At 51.0% G+C, this 24,328-nt stretch carries 14 protein-coding genes; 13 read left to right on the top strand and 1 reads right to left on the bottom strand.

Annotation, left to right across the window (positions count from 1 at the left end; all coding sequences use genetic code 11):
- Nucleotides 1-4: 4 nt before the first annotated feature.
- A complete protein-coding gene (locus B160_RS0114375; RefSeq protein WP_018628626.1) occupies nt 5-1,771 on the bottom strand; it encodes a histidine kinase in 1,767 nt (588 codons plus the stop codon).
- A gap of 130 nt (nt 1,772-1,901) precedes the next feature.
- Between B160_RS0114375 and B160_RS0114380 the strand changes: the two genes are divergently transcribed.
- The 13 genes from B160_RS0114380 (at nt 1,902) to B160_RS0114440 (ending at nt 24,322) form a co-directional block, all read left to right on the top strand.
- Complete coding sequence (locus B160_RS0114380; RefSeq protein ID WP_018628627.1) at nt 1,902-4,976, top strand: sensor histidine kinase; 3,075 nt, start codon at nt 1,902-1,904, stop codon at nt 4,974-4,976.
- A 221-nt stretch (nt 4,977-5,197) separates the two neighbouring features.
- On the top strand, nt 5,198-6,220 hold the full coding sequence (locus tag B160_RS0114385; protein WP_018628628.1) for a LacI family DNA-binding transcriptional regulator: 1,023 nt from the start codon (nt 5,198-5,200) through the stop codon (nt 6,218-6,220).
- 136 nt (nt 6,221-6,356) lie between these two features.
- Entirely contained in the window at nt 6,357-9,551 is a 3,195-nt protein-coding gene (locus tag B160_RS0114390) for a SusC/RagA family TonB-linked outer membrane protein (protein ID WP_083927712.1), read from the top strand.
- 17 nt (nt 9,552-9,568) lie between these two features.
- Nucleotides 9,569-11,437, top strand: a complete 1,869-nt coding sequence (locus B160_RS0114395) for a RagB/SusD family nutrient uptake outer membrane protein (RefSeq protein WP_040679961.1) — start codon at nt 9,569-9,571, stop codon at nt 11,435-11,437.
- A 16-nt stretch (nt 11,438-11,453) separates the two neighbouring features.
- Nucleotides 11,454-12,689, top strand: a complete 1,236-nt coding sequence (locus tag B160_RS0114400) for a glycoside hydrolase family 172 protein (RefSeq protein WP_018628632.1) — start codon at nt 11,454-11,456, stop codon at nt 12,687-12,689.
- A gap of 42 nt (nt 12,690-12,731) precedes the next feature.
- Nucleotides 12,732-14,588 (top strand): sodium:solute symporter family transporter, encoded by a 1,857-nt coding sequence (locus B160_RS0114405; protein ID WP_018628633.1) that lies wholly within the window; start codon nt 12,732-12,734, stop codon nt 14,586-14,588.
- A gap of 26 nt (nt 14,589-14,614) precedes the next feature.
- Nucleotides 14,615-15,427 (top strand): glutamine amidotransferase, encoded by an 813-nt coding sequence (locus B160_RS0114410; protein ID WP_018628634.1) that lies wholly within the window; start codon nt 14,615-14,617, stop codon nt 15,425-15,427.
- Complete coding sequence (locus tag B160_RS0114415) at nt 15,424-16,659, top strand: hypothetical protein (protein ID WP_018628635.1); 1,236 nt, start codon at nt 15,424-15,426, stop codon at nt 16,657-16,659. The genes B160_RS0114410 and B160_RS0114415 overlap by 4 nt, the downstream gene beginning before the upstream one ends.
- Nucleotides 16,660-16,662: 3 nt before the next feature.
- Nucleotides 16,663-18,813, top strand: a complete 2,151-nt coding sequence (locus B160_RS0114420; protein ID WP_040679897.1) for a hypothetical protein — start codon at nt 16,663-16,665, stop codon at nt 18,811-18,813.
- Between the two features lie 2 nt (nt 18,814-18,815).
- The gene (locus tag B160_RS0114425) at nt 18,816-20,000 is read left to right on the top strand and encodes a glycoside hydrolase family 172 protein (protein ID WP_018628637.1); all 1,185 of its coding nucleotides are present in this window, start codon (nt 18,816-18,818) and stop codon (nt 19,998-20,000) included.
- A gap of 45 nt (nt 20,001-20,045) precedes the next feature.
- Complete coding sequence (locus tag B160_RS0114430; protein WP_018628638.1) at nt 20,046-21,218, top strand: glycoside hydrolase family 172 protein; 1,173 nt, start codon at nt 20,046-20,048, stop codon at nt 21,216-21,218.
- Nucleotides 21,219-21,263: 45 nt separating this feature from the next.
- The gene (gene hisD / locus B160_RS0114435) at nt 21,264-22,544 is read left to right on the top strand and encodes a histidinol dehydrogenase (RefSeq protein WP_018628639.1); all 1,281 of its coding nucleotides are present in this window, start codon (nt 21,264-21,266) and stop codon (nt 22,542-22,544) included.
- An 80-nt stretch (nt 22,545-22,624) separates the two neighbouring features.
- Nucleotides 22,625-24,322, top strand: a complete 1,698-nt coding sequence (locus B160_RS0114440) for a DUF4091 domain-containing protein (protein ID WP_018628640.1) — start codon at nt 22,625-22,627, stop codon at nt 24,320-24,322.
- The last annotated feature ends 6 nt before the right edge of the window (nt 24,323-24,328 follow it).

Here is a 24,328-nt window from a genome sequence, read left to right on the forward strand (position 1 = left end):
TTATTTATGTTTCGAGGTCGAGCGCTTCCGGATGCTCAAAAAGCGGTTGTGGTATTTCGATGCGGGTGGTGAGGATATGATCGCCCTCTTCCCGGATCAGCAATATTTTCCGTTTTTGCTGTTTGTTGAACAGCCGGATGCGTTTTGCCAGGGTATCTTCTGTGTCCATACCGCTATAGCCGGTTTGCCCGTGGGCACTGGTGCGTGGTGCCCCTTGCCCTTTGCCGGTTACGGTAACTGTCAGCTGGTTACCGGCAAACCGGAAAAACACGCTGATCTTTCCCTTCTTATAACGGTTGATGACACCGTTATACAATACTTTTTCTACCAGTCCGTGTGTAAGGAGGGGCAACACCTGCAGGGATGCGGCGGGCTCCTCCACGATTATTTCGTATTCCAGCTGATCCGGGAACCGGGTCTGTTCCAGCCACAGGTATTCCTTTAAAAGTGCTGCTTCATCCTTTACGGTGATCAGCACCTCATCGCCAAAGCGGATCAGCTTTCTCAGAAAGCTGGAAAACCGGTTGATGTACTGCAACGAAACCTTCCGGTCATCAGCGACGATAAAATACTGGATGGAGTTCAGGGAGTTGAACAGGAAGTGTGGGTTCATCCGGGTTTGCAGCACCTTGAGCTTCAGCATGTGATTCATGTTCTCTATCTGCGCATTCTGGGCGCTGATGAGCTGGTTACGCTGTTTCAGCGCGCGGTTCATCCGCTGTTTTGTCCGGAACCTTCCATACAGCAGGGCAGCAAAAATGATGAGGCAGGCCAGCAACAGCAGCGTCATATTGCGAAGGGATTGCTGTTTTTGCAGCTCCACTGCTGAATGAGTAAGCCGCTGGGTCACAATTTCGCGTTCCTTGGTCAGCAGATCGATATCGGCTGCGCTGCCGGAATCGTCCTGCGGTACGGAAACCTCAAGGATGATATGCGCTACCTCGGGTCCCAGGTATTTCCGGATAAGGGAGTTGACAAAGAACTTGCATTCGGCGGAGTTGAAATATTCATCCACCGGCATCCCCCAATCGCTGTTTTTGGGGTAAATGGCTGCAAAGCCTTCGCGGTGGATATCGAAGAGCCGCTGGCGTTTTATTTTATAGCCTTTTTGCAGCGCCACTACATAAATGCTGACCGGCACATAGGCAAAGGATGCCTTGTTTTCTGATACCTGGCCCAGGATCGCATAGTCGTCTTTGGTATTATAAGATATCGGCAGGGAGGGGTAGTAGGCCTGGCGGATCTTTTTCAGGTCCGTTTCCATGGTAGTGCCGGGTTGGGTATACCCGTGCATGGCGGTGATCCGGTTCCTGAACTCGCCGGTTGTGGTGAACGTGGGCACCTGATTATTGGTAACGAGGATGTTCAGATCCGGCATATAGGGCGGGGAGAAGCGCACCTCTTTTTTTCGCTCTTCGGTGATGGAATAATAGGAAACGGCAAAAAGCCCGGGCCGGCGGGCGTCCCGGACCTGCGGATAGATCTGCGCAAAATCCTCGATCTCCTGCCAGCGGATCTTCAGATCGACCTGGTAGTGGTTTTTGAGAAATGTTTTGAACCCTTCCATCAGTTCATACTCGACCCCGATTAGCTTGCCACGGGCATCGGGATATATAAAGGGTTCGATCCGGTCCCACAGAACAGTGATGGTGCCCGACTTGCGGGCAAGGGTCGTATGCCAGGAGTCTGCCCCTTCCCGTTGCGCTTTTGCGGGACCGCCCATGCACAGAAACAGCAGTAAACAGAGTGCCAGTTGTTTTATAAAGGGCATAGTTTTCCCGTTATTTATGTAAAGATGGACTAAATACGACAAATCCTGCTTTTGACTTAACGGATGGGGCATTTAACTTAACGGATTTGACCCCCGGTTTTTGATCTTTTTCGGATGAATGCCTACTTTTATGCCCATGAAAATACATGGGGTCCGCCTTTTTATTTTTATACAATTGCTTTGCAGCCCTGCTATACTGTTAACTGCACAGCCACTTGCTTTCCGGCACCTGAATACGGCCAACGGGTTGCTGAGCGACCAGGGAATACAGCTATGTGAAGACCGGATGGGGCGTCTGTGGATCGCAACGGATGAAGGCGTTAATGTTTTTGACGGCTATGCGGTGGCAGCCTATACCCGTGATAATAAAAGCGGGATCCGTAACAACCGTATCAATGCCATTTTATGCGACCGCTCCGGAATCATCTGGATCGCCACTCCGGCCGGCCTGCAATATAAAAACGAGAACAGCAACCGTTTTTCTGTAATTGATAATCCTTCCAGTTTCCCGCTTGAAAAGACCATGCTGATCCGGGAGGCGCGTACAGGCATACTGGCATTTACAAAAGACAGTTGTTTCCTGGTAGGGCATGATAAGCGGGTGCGGCCGCTGAACGGCATTTCATCGATGATCGGTGCCCGGGCCAACATGCTTACCGCAAGTCATGTTGAAGGAGATATCTGGTTGCTGGGGATCCGGGCAAAAACACTGGTGGTGGATATTTCGCGGCAGACATTGATCCGGGAGCTGCCCTACCACAATGCCTGGAGTCTCTGCCGGGTAAAAGGAAGCGAATGGCTGGCCTGCAGCCTGGCAAGGGACAGTGTGGTGCTGATGAACATCCGTACCGGCAGCATGGAGCTGGTGAATGACTGGAAGACGGTCGACGGAAAAAAGCTGGTTGGATATGGAAGTGAGATCGAAAAGATCGATGATGAGCACTATGCCATGGTAACGCGGTACCACGGCCTTTACATACTCAACACCCGGACACGGTCTGTACAGCAGTACTGTAATGATCCCGGGGATGCCACATCCATTCACAGCAGCTTTTTGCGCCGGGTACTGGTTACCCGCGGCCACACGCTGGTGGTTCATGGAAATGGTATTTCCTTCACTACATTGAGTGAACCGGCCTTTAGCGCGGTACGAAACTTTACCAATGAAAAGGGCGCCAAATACCAGAACGTAGTCAACTGCTTCTACCAGGATCCATCGGGCCAGCTATGGATCGGCACTAACAGCTACCTGATCAAATGGAACCGCAACCATGGCCCCAGCAGCTTCTATTCCTATTACAGCAAAGGAGAAGGCCCCCTGGATGTGCGCACGATCCGGGCAGTATTGCCCGACGCCAAAAACCGGCTGTGGATCGGCGCATTTGGCGATGGGTTTGGAAGGCTGCGTGCCGATGGTGGGTTTGATAAGATCCCAACGCGGATCCGGCCCGGGGATAACAGCCTGGTGAGCAGCGAATTTCACCGCGTCGTGGCAGACCGGAACGGGAACTTCCTCGTAGCCACCGGTGCCCGGTTCTACCTGTTCAATCCGCTTACGAACCAATTGGAAACCTTTCGCACGCATCCCCAGCTGAATAAGATCATCAGGGGATACACGACGCATTTTTTTGCGGACCGCGATGATAACTGGTGGTTTGCCCAGAGCCGCGGCCTGAGCTTTTATGATAAAAAGAAGGACCGCGTTTATACCTTGTCGTTTCCGGGAACGCAAAAAGACAATAATATATTTGCCGTTGAACAGGATCTGGACGGCAATATCTATGCCTGCGGATATTACGGCGTGTACATCATTGATCCCCGTACGCTGCAGATAAAGGCGAGGCTGGATAAAAGCGATGGGTTGGAAACCTCTTATGTGGCCGGTCTTTTGCGCGATCTTGAAGGAGATATCTGGATCATCGGCAACCGGGGGCTGGCGCGGTACCATCCCGGTACGGGCACCATTACATCGTTTGATGAAAAAGATGGCCTGCTGCAAAGCAATCACCGCATTTCTGCTTATTACCGGGCGCCGGACGGGGAGCTGTTCATTGGCACACAAACCGGCTTTAACCATTTTTATCCCTCAAAACTCCAGATCCGGTCCTACCCGCTCCAGGTCTTTATAACCGATGTTTATGCTGCAGATACCGTTTTAAACGTGCTGGACGGCAAGCCGCTGCGGTTCTCCCACCGGGGCAACAACCTGGTCTTTCGCTATCTGACGGTGGATTATAAACACGCAGGATCTGTAATGTACCGGTATAAGCTGACCGGGTTTGACACCGGGTATATTTATGCCTACCGCGAGCGCCAGGCCCGTTATACGAACCTGCCCTCCGGCGACTACCGTTTTGAGGCCGAGGCGTCGGTGAACGGTAAAGATTGGTATAAGGCCGCCCGCCCGCTGGTATTTACGATTGACCGTGCGTTCTGGAACACCTGGTGGTTCCGTATTTCACTGTTGCTGGTGCTGGGTATGCTGGCCTACCTGTTTTATAAATGGAGGATCGGCCAGGTGAAAAAAGAAGCCCGGCTGCGCAGCGATTTTGAGATACGGCTCAATGAGCTGGAGCATAAAGCGCTGCGTACACAGATGAACCCTCATTTTATTTTTAACTCACTGAATACGATCAACTCTTTTATCAATTGCAACGACCGCATCCTGGCCAATCAATACATCAGTAAATTCTCAAGACTGGTGCGGTTAACACTCGATAACTCGCGGGCAAAGAAGATCCCGCTCCGGGATGAGCTGGAGGTGATCAAGATCTACATCGAACTTGAGCAGGTGCGGTTTGACCAGCGGTTTGCTTATTCCCTTACCACGGATGGAGTAGATCCGGATCTGGTAGAGATCCCCTCGATGATCATTCAGCCATTTGTTGAAAATGCTATCCTGCACGGACTGTTACCGGCAAACCACCAGGGCATGCTGACGGTTTCCGTTACCCGGAACGCAACGGTGCTTCTGATCGTTATCGAGGACAATGGGGTAGGCCGGCAGGCTGCTAAAAAGAGCAGCGAGCAACAACAGGTGGCCCGTAAATCGCACGGACTGGACATTACGTTAAAGAGAATTGAATCGTTTAACAAGGGTTATGATGTTTTTGAACCGGTGCGCATCATCGACCTTGAGGACCCGGAAGGGATCCCTGCCGGCACCCGGGTGGTCATCTCGCTGGCGATAACGGAAGCATTTTAGGGCCGTTCACCTTTTTTCCAAAACACCGCATATATTGCCACAGCCGGGATGACGGATTGTATGGCGAGGCCTTTTCATCCGGGGGAGTTGTACCGGCAACCGGTGAAATACATTCAGCACATCCTGCCGGGTAAAAAAAAATAAAAAAAAATTTGTCCAATTAAAAGAATGATTTTACCTTAGTTTTTGAATACGTATTCATTCAAGATAATTCATATATTTTGGTAACTAAGGCAAATCGGGGAAATCGGAATGCAACATCGGAAGATGTAGCACAGCTGGCAGGCGTTTCGCAGGCCACGGTATCCCGGGTTTTTGCCGGAGGGGCCAATGTATCTGAAAAGAAACGTAAAAAGATCCTGGATGCAGCAGCGGCGCTTGAATACAAGCCCAATGCGCAGGCCAGGAGCCTTATCACCCGTAAGACGATGATGGTGGGCATTATTATGCGCAATATACGGGACCCATTTTACTCGGCGGTACTGGAAATTTTTCATACCCGTTTATCACCCCTGGGTTATCAGCTGATCTTTAACAATTCCGAAAATGAGATCATCGAGGAATGGGAGATCGCCAAACTGCTTGAATACAATGTGGAGGGTATTATTGTAACGGATGCCCTGCTTTCTGAGGGCGCAACCCGTAAACTGAAACGCAGCGGCATTGTTTCCATATTGTTTAACCGCTATGCTGAGGGACTGAATTGCAGCGCGGTATACTGTGATAACTATCTTGCGGCCCAGCAGATCGCGACCTACCTGGTGGAGATGGGGCACCGGACGTTTGCCTTTATATCCGGTCCCCGGAATACATCCACTACGGTCGACCGTCTGAAAGGCTTCCGGGAAGTATTGTTGGAGCGGAAGATAAAAGATCTTACGATCATTCCCGGGACCTATACCTATGAAAGCGGGTTTCAAGCTGCCCAGGAGCTGTTAACACGCAACAAGAAGATCGATTGCATCTTTTGTGGCAGTGATATCATCGCGCTGGGGGTTATGGATGCTGCGCGCCTGGTGGGGTTCCGCATCCCGGAGGACCTGTCCGTAGTAGGGTTTGACAATATCCGGATGCTGGGGTGGACGCCTTATCCGTTAACGACCTGGGAGCAGCCCCTGGAGGATATGGTAACCAGTACGGTGGATTTATTATTGAAAGAAATCAACGAAAAGAATGCGGTGCCCCGGATCATTGCCATGAAGGGGCATCTTGTGATCCGCAATACAGTAAGGAAAAAGAAATAATTTTTTTCTGATATTTTGAATACGTATTCATTTTGTCGGAAGGCAGTCGTTGACCGGTTCGGGACGATGCAGGGCTTTTACTGCCCGGTAGGAGACGGCTGCTGAAACAACCATAAGAACAAAAATTGCCACAGATATGAAAAGAATAACGATCGCACTATCGTGCTGCATCCCGGCCGCAAAAAAGATCCCGGCCACAGATGCGTTTTTACGGATGATCTCAAAATACTGCTGGATCATCTTTTTGCTGGGCCTTATGCTCAACAACAACCAGGCTGCTGCCCGCCATTCGCCGGTGAAGGGATTATGGCCCTCCGCTGCCGTTCAGGACACCCTTCCATATGTGCTCAACGGCCTGGTACAGGATGAAAACAAAAATCCGCTGCCCAATGCCTCCGTACAGATCAGGGGCACGGTAAGAACAGCGCAGACAAACCTGGATGGTAAGTTTATTATTGAAGCGCGGAGCGGCGATTCACTGGTGGTTTCTTCCGTGGGCTACCTCCGGCAAATATTGGTGCTGCAGGGAACCCCAACATTGGTGGTCCAGCTGCTGCCCGATCTTGAAGGACAAAAACTGAACGAAGTACAGGTGGTCGGCTATGGATCGCAGAAGAAGACAACGATGGTCGGCGCTGTTTCAACGGTCAGTGTAGCAGAGCTGCAAAAATATTCTACTCCCCAGCTTACCAATGCCATTGGCGGAAAGCTGGCAGGCGTACTCACCCGGCAAACCTCGGGTGAGCCGGGTTACGACGCTGCCAAGATCTATATACGCGGACTGGTTTCTCAAAACGGGGTAAACAAGCCACTGATCATTGTGGACGGCGTAGAGCGGGAACTGAATGATTACTGGACGAACATGAACATCCAGGATATCGAGAGCTTTTCAGTACTGAAGGATGCATCTGCAACGGCCGTGTACGGGAACAGGGGCGCCAATGGTGTGATCCTGATCGTAACAAAAAAAGGGGTTGTTGGTAAAACGCGGGTGATCTTCCGGACAGAAACAGCGATAGCAACTCCACAACGGATCGAAGACAATATCAATGCCTATGAATATGCATCACTGGTAAATGAGTCCCGGCGCAACATCGGGGAGGCTCCGAAATATTCGGATACCGAGCTGCAGAAGTTTAAAGACCATTCTGATCCGTACCTCTATCCGGATGTGGACTGGTACCGTACCATTTTCCGGAAAAATACCATGCAGACGATCAATAACCTGGGCATTACCGGGGGCACGGAGGTCGCGCGTTATTATGTGAACCTGGGCTATACCCTGCAGCAGGGGATGTATGTAGAAGATCCTAAAATGGAATATAAGACCAATGCCATGCTACACCAGTATAATTTCCGTTCCCGGGTGGATGTGAAGCTCAACAAACGGCTGAATATAGACCTGGGGCTGGCCGGTATCTCAAAGGCCGCTAACTTCCCCGGCAGGGCGCGGTCTACCATTTTTGATGTACTCAAACTTACGAACCCGCTGATGTATCCGGTGAAAAACCCGGATGGATCCAATCCCGGCGCCAGCGGCGACTCCAGGATTAATCCCTACACCCTGGTTACACAAACCGGTTATACCAAACAGTTTTATACCACTATTACCAGCAACCTCAATGTGCGTTGGGATATGGGCGGCGTGGTACCCGGGTTGTCATTAAACGGGCTGGCCGCTTTTGATGTGGTAGACATTACACAGAACGTGCGTACAAAAGACCCGGCTACTTTTTATTACAAGAAGGATCCGGGCACCGGTGCGGAAACGTATACTCCCATTGTTACGGAGACCGCACTGGGCCTGTATAACCTCAATGAAAACTACCGTACCGTGTACCAGGAGCTGCGGCTGGATTATGTACGCAGTTTTGGTAAACATAACATAACCGCATTGCTTGCTGCAAACAGAAGACAGTATAACAACGTAAATGCGGGCAATTCGATTGACAATATCGCGGAAAGAAGACAGGGGCTGATCGGAAGGATCACGTATAACTATGATACCCGTTACCTGCTGGAAGTGAATGCCGGTTATACCGGGTCGGAACAATTTCCAAAGGGCGAGCGTTATGGCCTCTTTCCCTCCATCGGTCCGGGCTGGGTGGTATCGAACGAGCCGTTCTGGAACTCCGGGTTGATCAGCCTCTTAAAATTCAGAGGGTCCTATGGGCTGGTCGGTAATGACCGTATTGGTGGCGAACGTTTTTTGTTCCAGACCCGCTTCGACAAAAATGCGCCCGGTTATGTTTTCGGACAGGATCAGAACATCAATCCCGGCGGTAAACGGGAGAACTTTATCGGGAATCCCGATGTGACCTGGGAGCATGCCTATAAATCAAACGTGGGGTTGGATCTTGAAATGCTTGAGCATATGTTCACGCTCACCGTAGACCTGTTTCATGAGCGGCGCGAAGACCAGCTGCTGAGAAGGCGGATCATTCCGATATATGCCGGGTACCCCGATTTTATTATCCCTTATGGAAATGTAGGCATCGTAGAAAATAGAGGGGTCGACGGTAGTTTTCAGTTCCGTAATACTACAAAAGGCGGCCTGTACTACTCCGTTAATGGTAACCTCACGTTTGCAAAGAACAAGATTATCGAGAATGATTATCCCAAGCCGCAGTACCCCTGGCAGGACCTGCGCGGCTACCCGATCGGGGCCAACCTGGGTTATATCGCCGAAGGTTTTTTTAAGGATGAAACCGAGATCGCCAACAGCCCGGACCAGACCTATTTTCAGTCCGTCATCCGGCCCGGTGATGTAAAATATAAAGACATTAACGGGGATAACAAGATCACCAATGCCGATCAGACCGTGATCGGGAAATACGGATCGGAACCGCAGATGATGTATGGCCTGGGGATCGTGCTTTCCTATAAGGGATTTGATGCTTCCGTTTTCTTTACCGGGGTAGCCCATCGCGATTTCTTCTTTACGCAGCAATGGACCGCGATGCCCTTTGCCTCCGGTGAAAGCATGTACAATGTTATGCAGATGGTATATGACCAGCGCTGGATACCGGGTGCCGATAACAGCAATGCAAAATTCCCCGCTGTAAGATCGCTGAGTAAAAACAATAATGCAGGCTCTACCATATACCTGCGCAGCGGCGATTACTTAAGGATCAAGAATGCAGAGATCGGATACAACCTTCCCGATGCCATGATGAAGCGGTGGCGGTTGAATGGCGCGCGGATCTTTGTACAGGGTACCAACCTGGCAACCTGGGATCATATAAAGGCCATTGATCCGGAATCCGACTTTGGCACCGGCAGTTATCCCATCAGCCGCAATTTCAATTTTGGCCTGGAAGTTAGATTTTAACTCAAAAAAAAATGATCATGAAAAAGTTGATACAAATTACCGTAGTGGTAGTCACGTTTATACTCATATCCGGCTGTAAGAAAGGGTTCCTGGATAAAACACCGGATGGCGACCTGACGCTGGAGCAGATCTTTACCAACTCAGGATTTACCGAGCAATTCCTGACGAATATTTATTCGCAGTTGCCACAGGAACTCCGTATGGTGGACAACCCGGGGTCCGGTTTGCCCAATAACCCGTTTAACGGAGCTTCCGATGATATGGAAATGAGCTACTCCGGCAATTTTGCCACTGAAATGAACCTGGGAAACTGGAATCCCGTAACGTATACACTGGATTTTTGGTCCAACAGTTACTACGCTATCCGGAAAGCCAACCTGTTCCTGGAGAATATAGATAAGCTGGTGCCCAGCGATCTGGCCCCGGTATCAAAGATCAACCGGTGGAAAGGAGAAGCGATCTTTTTGAGGGCCTTTTATCACTTTCTGCTTATAAGGGTTTATGGGCCCGTACCCATTATTGACCGGACCTATAACCTGAATGAAGATTTTTCAAAGGTGCCGAGACAGCCCATAGACCAGTGCGTAAATTTTATTGTGGCCGAATGTGATAAAGCGGCGGCCCTGCTGGAGCCCAAAGTAAGTTCGCCCAGCGATTACGGCCGTCCTTCCAAAGCAGCGGCATTAGCATTAAAAGCCCGTACGCTGCTGTACATGGCCAGTCCGCTGTGGAACGGAAACCCTGATTATGCCGGTTTCAGAGACAATGCGGGTATCAGGCTGTTCCCTGATTTTGATGGCGGGCGCTGGCAGGCAGCTGCAGATGCGGCAAAAAATTGTATTGATGAAGCTGCGGCAGCGGGCTATACCCTGTACCGCTCCGGCAATAACAATCCTGTAAAAAATTACCAGGAGCTTTTTTATACCAATTTCAATAGCGAAGTGTTTTTTACCGGGAATGATCCGGACTACCAGAACATTGATGCCTACAGTGAGCCGAGGGGGATGACCGGGGCAAACTGGCCATTGCAATCGCCTACGCAGGACCTGGTTGATGACTATGAAATGGCCAACGGAACCCGGCCCATCACCGGCTACAATGCGGATATGACGCCTATCATCAATCCCTTGTCCGGTTACACCGAAAACGGCCAGGCCAACACGGAAACGGATTATTATTATGCCGGTACGCGTACCATGTATGTGAACCGTGAGCCGCGCTTTTATGCTACCATCAATTTTACAGGTGCCAAATATAAGACGGGGAGTCCCCAGAACCGTAAAACGCCCCTGCAGTTCTGGAAGCTGGGGCTGGATGGCCGCACAAACGTAAGTACCGATTTTTACAGTAAAACAGGATATCTGCTCAAAAAACTAACACACCCGGCCTTTGTAATGTCGCCAAAGTCGGACCCCAAGCGTACCTGGATCTTTTTCCGGTTGGGTGAGCAATACCTGAACTACGCGGAAGCATTAAATGAGGCACAGGGACCGCTTGCCGATGTATACAAATATGTGAACCTGATCCGCGACCGTTCGGGATTGCCGGGCCTTGCAGCCGGTCTTTCAAAAGATGCGATGCGGGAAGCCATCCGCCATGAACGGCGTATAGAACTGGCGTTTGAGACCCACCGTTACTTTGATTGTCATCGCTGGAAGATCGCAGAGGTTACGGATAACAAGAATATTTACGGGCTTGATGTGAACGGGGTTATTAAAGAAGCTACGGCAAACGATCCTGCCATACCGTATACGATCACCAGCGATGCATTTTATAAGCGTACGCTTATCGAAAAAAGGATCTTTGATAAGAAGCATTATCTCTGGCCGATACAGCAACGCGATATCGATAAGAATCCCAACCTGGTACAGAACCCTTTTTGGTAATCAATATACATATTTTATGGGCAGGCATTATGAAGATTTTGGAACGATCGGGAAGGTATTGTTTACGGCCGTTTTGTTATGGCTGTTATGCGGCAGCGGGCCGGTCCGTGCGCAACCATTATATGAGTTGCCGGCGGCCGGCACCGAAACCCGCTGGATCAGTTTTGAGAACATTCGTGGCGAAAAAGGTGCTGCTGCAAAAGAGAACAAAGGTGCAAAGGGACATTCTTCCGAATGGATCCGTGCGGGTGAGCGCAAGCTGCTGATGGATTATTCCGGTGCCGGTGTCATCCACCGCATCTGGATGACCGTGATCGACAGAAGCCCGGCAGCGCTTCGTTCCATACGCATAGAAATGTATTGGGATCATGCTGCAAAACCAGCGGTGTCGGCACCGCTGGGAGATTTCTTTGGGATAAGCCTTGGCCTGAGAACGGCTTTTCAGAGCGCCGCTTTTGCCGATCCGGAGGGACGTTCTTTTAATTGTTATATCCCGATGCCGTTTAAAAAGCATGCGAAAATTGTTTTTATTAATGAATCAAAAAGCGACCAACTGCTTTTTTATGATATCAATTTCTCCGTGCTGAAGCGACCCCCGCAGCAAGCCGGTTATTTTCATGCCTACTGGAGTACGAATAAAGTTTCCGCGCTGGGAACGGACTTCGCCATACTCCCGGAGATAAAAGGAAAGGGGCGTTTTCTGGGTACCAATATCGGCATTGTGACCGACAAAGTATATAGAAGTACCTGGTTTGGAGAAGGTGAAGTGAAAATATACCTGGATGGAGATCAGCAGTATCCCACCCTGGCAGGAACGGGTACGGAAGATTATATTGGCTCCGCATGGAACCTGGGACCCTTCTCCAATTTATATCAGGGCGCGCCGATAGTGGATAAGGCAAAGGGGCGTTTCTCTTTCTATCGCTATCACATCCCTGATCCGGTTTTCTTCAGTACGAGCTGTAAGGTCACCATCCAGCAGATGGGCGGTGGGGGAAGGGATTCCATACGGGCTATTATCAAAGCGGGCGGGCAGGCCCGGCCGGTCTCGGTAATGACACAGCAGGGGTTGATCCCGTTATTAGACAGTACCGGATATCCCGATCTGTTTGATGACCGGTTCTCCAAAGACGAATGGGTGAATTTTTATCGTGTAGATAATTATTCTGCCACGGCGTATTTCTACCTGGACCGGCCCGGAAATGATTTGCCCCCTATAGCTGGGCTGGATGAGCGTTTGAAAGGATTGTAACGTAACTTGACTGATCATTATTAAAAACAGCGATTTGTTATTATGGTTTGGGATCATCTTGATATCTGGATTGTTATAGGCTACCTGCTGCTGATGCTGGGGATCGGCTTCTGGCACCGCCGTTTTGCCAATAAGAGTATGGACAATTTTTTCCTGGGGGGCAGGAAGATCCCCGGATGGCTCAATGGGGTATCCTACACCGCGGCGCTGGTAAGCCCGGATGCTGCAACCGGTTATGGAGGGCTGGCAGTAGCTACCGGTGGTTTTATCTGCTGGTGGTACTTAAGCCGTTTTGGTCTGGCCCTCTTTTTGGGCGGGGTGTTGTTTGCCTTTTTCTGGCGGCGGCTTAACCTGTTTACATCACTCGAATTCTATGACCTGAGGTTTCCGAAAGGAGCGGCTGCTGTAATGCGGTTGTGGATCGCCCTGCGCACCTCGCTGATCGCAATGCCCGCCTGGACCGGCATTACGCTGCTGGCGGCCTATAAAATAATGGGCCCTGCTTTTGATCTTACCAGATTTGAAACGCTTTGCCTGGTGGTGCCTGTTTCGTTGCTGTTCGTTTTTTCATCGGGCTACAAGGGCGTGGTGATCTCCAACTTTATACAGATGCTGATCTTTTTTGCGGGAACGCTGTTGTTGTTATTCCTTACACTGCAGCATTTTGGCGGCGCTGCGGCCATGGTGCAGGCCATCGAACATGCATTCGGTCCGCAGAGTAAAGAGATCCTCGGAAGTATTCCGCCGGAGAAGCAGGAGGTGTTTCCGCTTGCGGCGGCCTTTGGATGGCTGATCGGGCAAAGCATCGGCTATGGCGGCGATGCGGCGCCGATGGGTGGTGCCATGGAAGGACAACGCATTCTTTCAACACGTACACCGTCGGAAGCGCTGACGATGTATGTGGTGGCTGCTGTTTCTATGTTTGTATTGCTGTTGCTGGTAACGCTGCCGAGCATCAGCGCGGCTGTACTATGGCCTGAGCTGCGGCAACCGGGAGCAGACCGGGAGCTGGTCTATGGCCGGCTGATGAAAATGCTCTTGCCTCCTGGCGCCATGGGATTGATGGTTGCAGCCATGCTGGCGGCAACGATGTCTACAGTAGGCGATAACCTGAATTTTGGAAGCCAGATCATGGTGAGCGATATCTACCGCCGCTGGTTTGTGCCCGGGCGTTCTGAAAAACATTACCTGTTCATTGGCAAGATTTCCATGCTGGTCATACTCGCCATTTCCATTGCGGTTGTTTATAATGTGCTCATCATTACGGATGTGGCCATTTTTATGTTGTCGCTAAGTGCTGCCGAATTGCCCGCCAACTGGGCACAATGGTGGTGGTGGCGGTTTAATGGTCCTGCAAGAATTGCGGCCTCATTTGGTGGCGCGGCCATATTCTGTATGGTGGTGCTGGGGCCGCGGTTGCTTATTTATCTTGGTGTGGAGGGCGCAGACCGGCTGGTGATCGCCTGGTACTGGCAAACCCTGCTGGTAATGGGGCTAACCACGCTGCTCTGGATCATTGTGGCCCTGCTCACCAAACCCGATCCGCAGCCATTGTTACAGGATTTTTATAACCGCGCACGGCCACTGGGGTTTTGGAAACCTTTTAGCAATACCCGTCAGCCCGGAACCGGACAACCGCTACGGCCTGTTTTGAAAGGGATCGTTATCGCCGTTATTGGAACAGTATCTGTTTCACTGCTGATCCTGGGGCTGACCCATGCCTGGTTTGCGCGATACGGCACCAGTGTGGTCACTCTGCTGACGGCGGTATTGCTTTTTATCGTTTTCCGGAAGATGGCATCCCGATACCTGGAAGAACTGGAAACCGCTACCGGCGACAGGGCATTGACAGAAGAGCAGCCGACGATCGCTGCCAGAAACACCGGAAAATATGATTGAATTTATAAAACACATATACAAAAGTTATGAGAGCAAAACAAGTGGTACGAACAAAAGAAGAGCATGTGCTGTACCTGGGCGACTGGGTATTTCATGTGGGGCCGACATTTATTGAAACACCGTTTGGTACAGAGACAAAAGATGCGGATCTGCATTTTTACGGAGAACGGCTTACCGAAGCGCTCGAACAGCAGGCCGACGTAACGCCTTTGTCCAACTGGGAATTGTACCGGCTGGAGCCGGGAAAACTGGAAGCGTACCTGCAGGGATCGGAAGCACTCATCATCAGTGACGTGGAAGCCAAATGTTTTCACCTGTACCCGAGCTTTTTTGACCGGGCACGCCGGGAAAAAAAGATCGTAACCTTCCCCGACCGCATAGCCGTAATTAAAGAATGGATCCAAAGTGGTGGAGGCCTGATGATGCTGGGCGGATGGCTGTCATTCAGTGGTGTGCAAAGCCGCTCAGGATGGGGACGCAGTGTATTGCAGGAAGCGCTGCCGGTGAATTGCCTGCTGATCGAAGACCTGGTAGAATCGTCTGCCGGCTTTACGGCCGAGGTAGTAAAGCCTGATCATCCCATTGCAAAAGGACTGGCATGGGACAGCTTCCCGCCGATCTTCGGCTATAATGAGGTTACCGTTAAGAACGAAGCAGATGTGATCGTACGCGTAAAAGAGACCGGTCACCCGCTGGTAGTGGCAGGTGAATATGGTCAGGGCCGTGTGTTCACCTATATGTCGGACCCTGCGCCGCATTGGGGTATCAATTTTGAGTTGTGGGAAAGCTACAACGATTTCTGGCTGCAGGCCTACAACTGGATAAAAAAAGAACTATGAGTCAGTCTGAACTATGTGCGGGAGCCGCAGTAACCGATATTACACCACCGCTGGAAGTAGGATTGCTCACATCATCCGTAAAGGCGGAATATGCGCCCTTTGAATCGATACGTACACCATTGAAAGCACGGACGCTGGTGATAGCGTCCGGAAAAGAAAAAGTGGCGGTGGTGTCGCTGGACCTGTTGTCCCTTACCGATACTTCCGTAGGAGGATGGGGGGCGTTTAAAGAAGGTATGGCAGGCATAGTGCCGGCAGCAAATATTATTATTTGCTGCACACATACGCACAGCGCCCCCGAATCGGCGGGTCTTACAGCGCTGTACCAGGAGCCGGTCTACAAGCGCTGGATGCAAAAAATACAGCAGGATATCCGGGATGCGATCAGTACGGCGGCGGAGCGGCTTCAGCCTTGCCGTGTATCCGTTGCAACAGCAGTACTGGAGGGCTACTCGCTGCAACGGCGGATAAAACAGCCGGAAGGAATGGTGATCTCTGATTCGCTGCAGCCGGTTTCGGAAGCATTAATGCAAGGCGAACCGGTGGACCGGCGGGTGAAGTCCATCCGGCTGATAGGGAACGGCCGGCAATCCATTGCAACAGTAGTACAGGCGGTCTGTCACCCGGTGCACGAGATGTGCATTCCCCGCGTGTCGGCTGATTTTCCGGGTGAACTGTGTACGGCATTGGAGCAATCCGGCAAAAACGGCACCGCATTGTTTCTGAATGGTGCTGCCGGCAATATCAATCCGCCTACGGTATCCATGGGCGCCACTTATGCAAAAGCACATGGTGCGGCAATGGCGGCGCTGGTCGATGCAGGAAGGTCTTTGCCGCTGGCAGATGCTGCATGTTCTTTTCGTAGTCTTGTATTGCCGCTGATGGTACGTGAAGGGTCAGGCATCACAAATCCCGGAGATGCGGTAGCGCGGATCAGCCTGCTGCATTTTAATTCACTGGTCATCCTGTTCCTGCCCGGCGAGATCTTTGTAGAAACAGCCTTGGAGATCGAACGCCGCTCGCCCTTTGAATATACGGTGATAGCGGGCTTCTCCGAGAATAATATCGGATACGTACCTACGCCGGCTGCATTTGTAGAAGGCGGCTATGAGACCGGCCCGGGAAAATGGTCCTTTCTTGAAAAAGGCGCCAGCGATCGTATAAAGGAGGCCGCCGTGGACCTGCTGCAACAACAGTTTGATACAATGAATGCACACCTGATTAAATCTTAAAATATGTTTTGGCGAATTAAAATAACCGGAACCCTTCTTGCATTGTGTATGACCATTGCCACACAGGCCCAGTTATTCAAAAAGACCATTTCCTTTTATGGGAGTGACAAAAATGATCTGTACCTGCTGCTCAAAGAACAGGGTTATAATATAAAACGGTACAGCAATCCAGAATCGGCCATCCGTTCAGCACCAGCAGGAACCGGCGTGTTTATAACGGCGGACCACTATCCGGAAATGGACGGAAAGAACCGGATCAGCGAGGCCTTGCTGCGCACTGCCGCTTCCCGCGAACTTCGGTTGTATGTGGAATATCCTTCGGCATATCCCGGACTGGATCTTCCCGGTAAGCCTCTCGAAACCCATTTGGAGCGGGGTGTGGTAACCACCGGTCTGTTTGGCGCCGGGTTGCCGCGACTGGCATTGCTGGGTATTCATAACTGTTACGTATTGCCGGTTGATGCGGCGGACCCCCTGCTGGTTCTGGCCAAAGTAGTGGGCGTGGATAAAGCAGAGCTGGGCCTCGACAGTACGAAAACCTATCCTTTATTATTCCGGAAGAATGGGGTGCTGATCAGCACTACGGCACTGAGCAATTTCAGGACCGGTCGCTATGGTCCGGAACAACCGGTTAAAACGGTACTGTCCTATATCATTGCGCAGCTCACCGGCAACCGGACCCCGGTCACCGGCAAATGGCCGCAAGATGTAAGACCGATGTTTGGACGGGCCGAACCGCTGCCGGAAAATGCCCGGCGTAACAGCATACAAAAAGGAGTGGAGTGGTTCGCCAACGGCCGGTTCTATGTGCATCCCAGCTGGAAGGCCGACTGGATGAAATACGGTGGTGTGGATGGATTAAAGCCCGTGGGGCCACCGGTATCACAGGATAAACCCAATGGGGATGGATCGTTGGGCATCATTGAAGGGCATACTTCCACGATCTATTACGACGGAAGCCAGCAATACCGTTACTGGATGCGTGCCGATGTACAGGGAGAAGCAAGTATGGCGTTGGCGGCTGCCGGCCAGTTACTGAACAATGCGGATTATAAAACAAGAGCCATTAATATTATCAATTTTCTTTTTAAGACCTCCAACCTGCGGGCGGGTCCAAAGAATGATCCGGGCAGTCCGGCATTCGGGCTGATCGGCTGGGCAACTACCAATGCCGGCACCTTCTACGGGGATGATAATGCCCGTGCTATACTCGGGGCACTGGGTGCAGCGGGCTATCTGAAAACAGACCGGTGGGATAAGGAGCTGGCAGAAGCCATTATGGCCAATTTCAGAACGACCGGCAAACAGGGGTTCCGGGGCGAGCGGCTAGAGGAAAATGATATCATAAAAAATGGATGGCCCTACTATTACAACCGTGATCTGGAGCATCCCTCTCCACATTTTGAATCCTGGATGTGGGCGCTTTACCTGTGGCTATATGATAAAACACATTATGCGCCGCTGCTGGAGCGGACAAAGGAAGCCATAGCGATCACCATGAAAGATTATCCGGATAAATGGAAATGGGGTAGCAGCCTGCAAACCCAGCGTGCCCGCCTGATCCTGCCCCTGGCCTGGCTGGTACGCGTGGAGGATACACCACAGCATCGCCGCTGGCTGGATGAGATGATCCGCGAGATGCTGAAATACCAGGATGAAAGCGGCGCCATCCGGGAAGAACTGGGAAAAGGAAAAGGCATGTTCCGGGAACTGAAATCAAACAACGATTACGGTTCGGATGAAGGATCGCTGATCTCACAGAACGGACAAAAAATATCCTGTATGCTGTACACGAACAATTTTGCGGTGTTCAGTCTGCATGAGGCGGCATTGGCCACGGGCAATGCCGGATACATGAAGGCCGTAAAAAGGCTGGCTGATTTCCTGACCCGGATACAGGTGCAGAGCAGCAAGCATAAGGATCTTGATGGCGCCTGGTTCCGGGCGTTCGATTATGGCAAGTGGGAATACTGGGCCTCTAATTCCGATGCAGGCTGGGGTGCCTGGTGCACATTAACGGGATGGATCCAGAGCTGGATCGTGACCACACAGGCCCAGATCCTGCAACAGCAAAGCTTTTGGGATGTTACGAAGAACTCCGGCATGCGTTCCACGGGTACGGCCGTTATTGATCAGATGATGAAAAAACCTTGACAATGAAAAGAACAGGAATATTTGTAGTTGCAGTGGTTGTGCTTACATCTGTTGTTTACGGGCAGGCAATCACCACCAATGATCTTGCTGCGCTTTCGATGATGCAGGACGGCGTGATCTCAAAACGGGTGAGCAGTCATGATACTGCTGGTGCCGGCAATGATTTTATACGGATTGCCGATAAGGAGACAAGGACCATCTTTGATGTAAAAGGTGCTGGTATGATCAATCATATCTGGATCACCATGGCGCCGGGACCTGAAGCACTAAGCCGTAATGATGTGATCCTGAAAATGTACTGGGATGGCAATACAACGCCATCGGTCATTGCACCCATCGGTCCTTTTTTCGGGCAGGGATGGAATGAGTCCTATACCTACACTTCGCTGCCGTTGTCGGCCAGTCCGGTAAACGGAAAAGGAATGGTCTGCTACTTTTCGATGCCCTTTGCAAAAGGCGCCCGTATTGAGATCGAGAACCAGGCCGGGAAGGAGATCAGTCATTTTTATTATTATGTGGATTATGTGGAGCTGGACCGGCTGCCTGCGAAAGCGGGGCGCTTTCATGCATGGTATAACAAGCAGCTTACGGAAACCTCGAAGACCGAAGGTGAAAATGAATGGGCCATTTTTGGCAAGCCTGGAGAGAATACGACGGGCAAGGACAACTACCTTATCGCCGACATCAAAGGCAAAGGGCATTTTGTGGGTGTGAATTATTATGTGCATTCGCCCACGCCCATGTGGTATGGTGAAGGTAATGACCGGATCGAGATCGACGGTGCAAAGGGAACCGTCCTGAAAGGCACCGGTACCGAAGATTATTTTAATACGGCATGGTGTCCGAAGGCCGTTTTTGAACATCCGTATTATGGTTATGCAAGGGTGAATAATGATATCGGCTGGCTGGGCCGCACGCATCTGTACCGGTTCAACATCACAGATCCTTTTTTCTTTAATACTTCATTCCGGTTCAGTATCGAGCACGGGCATAACAATGTGCTGACCCTGGATCTTGCCAGCGTAGCCTATTGGTACCAGCCGGAAGCCCATGCAGTGCCGGCCATTCCCTCAAAAGAAGCGCGGCAACCGATGCCAATGATCGATATCGGCGATATCCACCGGTGGCGCAATGAATGGCGCAAAAGCAAGAACAATGATCCGAAATTGTGGGGGAATGAACGTTGATAATCCGGTACTGAAGCAAATAACGCATAGATCGTAAAAAAAACAATGACATCCATAAAAGCAAAATTAATGCTGGTGATATTCCTCACAGGTGCGCTGCAAGTGACGGCTCAGGACCTGATGGCACTTACCGGCATAAAGCAGGGCGTAAAATCGAAACGGATCAGCAGTTACGACCGGTCAGGGGATAACAACGATAACCTGCGGGATATAAAACCCGGGGAAAAACGCACGATCTTTAATGTGGAGGGTGCGGGGATCATCGATCATATCTGGATGACGCTTTCTCCCGAACCCAATGTGCTGAGCCGGAATGATGTGATCCTCCGGATGTACTGGGATGGGAATACGTATCCGTCCGTTGAGTCGCCTATTGGCCCTTTCTTCGGACAGGGATGGAATGATGCTTATCTGTTTACATCAGCGGCGCTGGCGGCAACGCCAACAAACGGGAACGGACTGGTCAGTTATTTTGCTATGCCCTTTGCAAAAGGCGCCCGCATTGAGATTGAGAACCAGACGGACAGGAATATTAACGCCCTGTATTTCTACATCGACTACCAGGAAATGAAAACGCTGCCGGCGAACACGGGACGGTTTCATGCCTGGTATAATAAACAACTGACAATACCTGCCGATCGTATAGAGAACGAGCACTGGATGTTTGGAGGCAACCCACCCAATAAAGACGGTAAGTCGAATTATGTCATTGCGGATATAAAAGGGAAGGGGCATTTCGTAGGCGTGAATTATTATGTACATGCTCCTACACCCTACTGGTATGGCGAGGGGGATGATATGTTTTTTATCGATGGTGATACGCTGCCCACAATGAACGGCACCGGTACGGAAGATTATTTCAATACGTCCTGGGGCGCGCCAAAACAATCTTATGCATCTCCTTATTTTGGTTATGCCAAAGTGAACGGGGATATCGGATTCCTGGGTCGTACGCATATTTACCGCTTCCATATTGCAGATCCGGTTTATTTCGACCGGTCGTTGCGCTTTACCATCGAACATGGAAGCAATAACGTGTTAACGCTGGATCTTGCCAGCGTGGCGTATTGGTACCAGGACAAGGCAGATCGTATACCTCCGATACCGGGTGCCGCTGCGCGCAAGCCCATGCCATTGATCGGGCCCACGGACATCCATCGCTGGCGGAATGAGTGGCGGAAAAGCAAAGGAAATGACACCCGTCTCTGGGGCAAATAAGTGATGATTGATCAATAAAAAGGCATTCGAAAAAAGAAAATAACTATGGCGCGGTTTATTAAAAGAGGAAAAGCAGTAATAGAAGTGCAACAGGAGCATTCAAAAGTAAAACAGGTTGTGGAAGCGATGATCCGGAATATTGAATCCGGCGGTGACGAAGCAGTGCGCGCTTATGCGGAACGGCTTGATCAATGGACACCGGGATCCTTCCGGCTGTCGGACGAAGAGATACGGGCGATTATAGACCGCACACCGCAACCGATAAAAGAGGATATCCTTTTTGCACAACAGCAGATCCGTTCCTTTGCAGAACAACAACGGAAGACCTTGCAGGACCTGGAAGTGGAGACCCTGCCGGGCGTATTCCTCGGGCATAAGAATATTCCGGTGAGCAGCGTAGGCTGTTATATACCCGGCGGTCGTTATCCGATGGTGGCCTCCGCACACATGAGCGTGCTCACCGCCAAAGTAGCCGGCGTAAAAAGAGTGATCGCCTGCACACCGCCCATACAGGGAAAGATACCGGAGGCCACGGTCTGTGCCATGTATTTTGCGGGTGCGGACGCCATCTATATCCTGGGCGGTGTACAGGCGCTTTGTGCGATGGCGATCGGTACGGAGTCCATTCCGGCTGTGGACATGATCGTAGGTCCGGGTAATGCGTACGTGGCGGAGGCAAAACGACAGCTTTTCGGAAGGGTAGGCATCGATCTGTTGGCGGGTCCTACCGAAGTACTGGTGATCGCGGATGAAACGGCGGATGCAGAAATGGTAGCCTGCGACCTGCTGGGGCAGGCGGAGCATGGCCCCACATCGCCGGCGGCGCTGATCACTACCTCTGAAAGGCTGGCAGGGGAAACGTTGGCTGAGATTGAACGGCAGCTGGAAACCTTGCCGACGGCGGATCTTGCGGGAGCAGCCTGGCGGGACTATGGGTCGGTTATATTGGTGAAGGACATGACGGAAGCCGTGACCGAAGCTGATAAGCTGGCCTATGAGCATGTGGAAGTGCTGACTGCCGATCCCGCTTATTTTCTGGAAAACATGACCAATTACGGCGCACTGTTCCTCGGGCCGGAAACGAATGTGGCCTACGGGGATAAGGTCATTGGTACCAATCATACACTGCCCACCATGAAAGCCGCGCGGTATACCGGTGGGTTGTGGGTAGGTAAATTTATAAAGACATGCACCTATCAGCGCTGTTCTCCGGAGGCCAGCGCACTGATCGGTGCTTATGCAGAACGGCTTTGTGCTGTTGAAGGATTTGCCGGGCATAGAAAGCAGGCGCTCATACGCGTTGCGCGTTATGCCTCAAAGAAATAGGGAAATTGATCATTTTTTTACAATTTTGGCATAGCTTAAACGATAAAACCCCTTTTTAACCGCATTAAAACAGCATCATCATGAAAAAATACGCCCAAGGATTGCTGATCCTTTTCAGTGGATGTTTTCTGGGAACGGCGCATGCAGGCAGCACCGGCGGACCCGATGCGCCGATGGCTGTATGGCTGCAAAGTTCGCTGCAACGGATATTTCCGCAATCACCGGCGCAAACGGCTGCTGCACTGGAACTGCAGGCGGCAAGGAACAGCCGGGTTTCATTCCAGGTAGCTTTCCGGAGCAATATGAAAGACCAGACCCATATATCCTGCAGTACCGAAGGCGCGGAGACCCTGCACCCCCGGGTGCGTTATGTGGGTCTGGTGCCGATGCCGCATTTCAATACCGATGTAAGTCCGGAAGAACTGGATGGTGTGGGCTACCTGCCCGGCTGGCTGCCGGATCCGCTGTATCCTGTAACAAAAACAGAAGCACATCCGTTTGAAAGCCGTTCGTTCTGGATCACCCTGCAAATCCCGGCGTCATTGTCGCCCGGTATCCATGATTTTCATGTACGCATGCGCTGGCAGGAAGGCAAGGAGGAAAAAGACAAATTGCTACATGTAAAAGTAAAAGTGAGCGCATTGGTACTGCAACCAAGGAGCAATTTCCATGTTACGCATTGGTGGCGGGGTGAAGCTATTGCCTTACAGTATGAAACGAAAATGTTTGATGAACAATGGTGGAAGCTGACGAGGGCCTGCATGAAAAATCTTATAGAACATGGGAATGATGTCGCTTTTATCCAGAATTTCTTCGAACTGCGGGCTGTATTTAAAGAACCCTGTCAGATGCTGATCGTAAGGGAACCGAGCCCCGGAAAATATGAGTTTGACTGGTCGCGGATCAAACGGTTTGTAGATATGTGCCGGGAACTGGGCTATAAAAAATTTGAATGGGCGCATCTCTGGCTTTATTGGGGCGTACAGGATGCCATGCATGTTTATAAGAAAGAAGGGAACGCCTATAAACTGTTATGGGCGGAGAACCTCTCGGGTACTTCCGATACCTATATTCATTTTTTAAAACAATACCTGCCCCAGCTGCACCGGTTCCTGCTAAAGGAAAACCTGCTGAGCGATTCGTATTTTCATCTGTCGGACGAACCCTGGTCGGAGCATGTGGAAAATTATAAAAAAGCACGCAATATACTCCGGCAACTGGCGCCGTGGATGAAGGTAATGGATGCCTTAAGCGATGTGCGTTATGGACGCGAGCAACTGACCGATATTCCGATACCCATCATCAGCTCGGATGAGGCGTACCGGAAAGAACAGATTCCGCATTGGGTCTATTTCTGCACCGGTCCCCGCAATAAATGGCTCAACCGGTTGTACGATACACCACTGCCCAAATTGCGGATGAGCGGCTGGCTTTTTTACAAACTGAAAGCCCTTGGCTTTTTACATTGGGGCTATAATTTCTGGTATACACTGGATAAAGAGCAGCCGGGGGATCCCTTTACAGAAGGCGCCGCTTATGCCTATCCGGGTATTGCCTACGGTGATCCTTTTGTGGTATATCCCGGCCCGGATGGTCCGTATGATTCCATCCGCTGGGAGGTGTTTTCAGAATCGCTGCAGGATTATGCCATCCTGCAATCAGCAGGGATACAGCCTGAGGATCCCATGCTGGCAGCATTGCATACTTACGAAGATTTTCCCCGGAGCGAACAATGGATCAATGAAACGCTGAAAAAGATTTTGGAAAAAGCAAAATAATGCGGC

The organism is Niabella aurantiaca DSM 17617, assembly GCF_000374125.1.
Classification (GTDB): domain Bacteria; phylum Bacteroidota; class Bacteroidia; order Chitinophagales; family Chitinophagaceae; genus Niabella; species Niabella aurantiaca.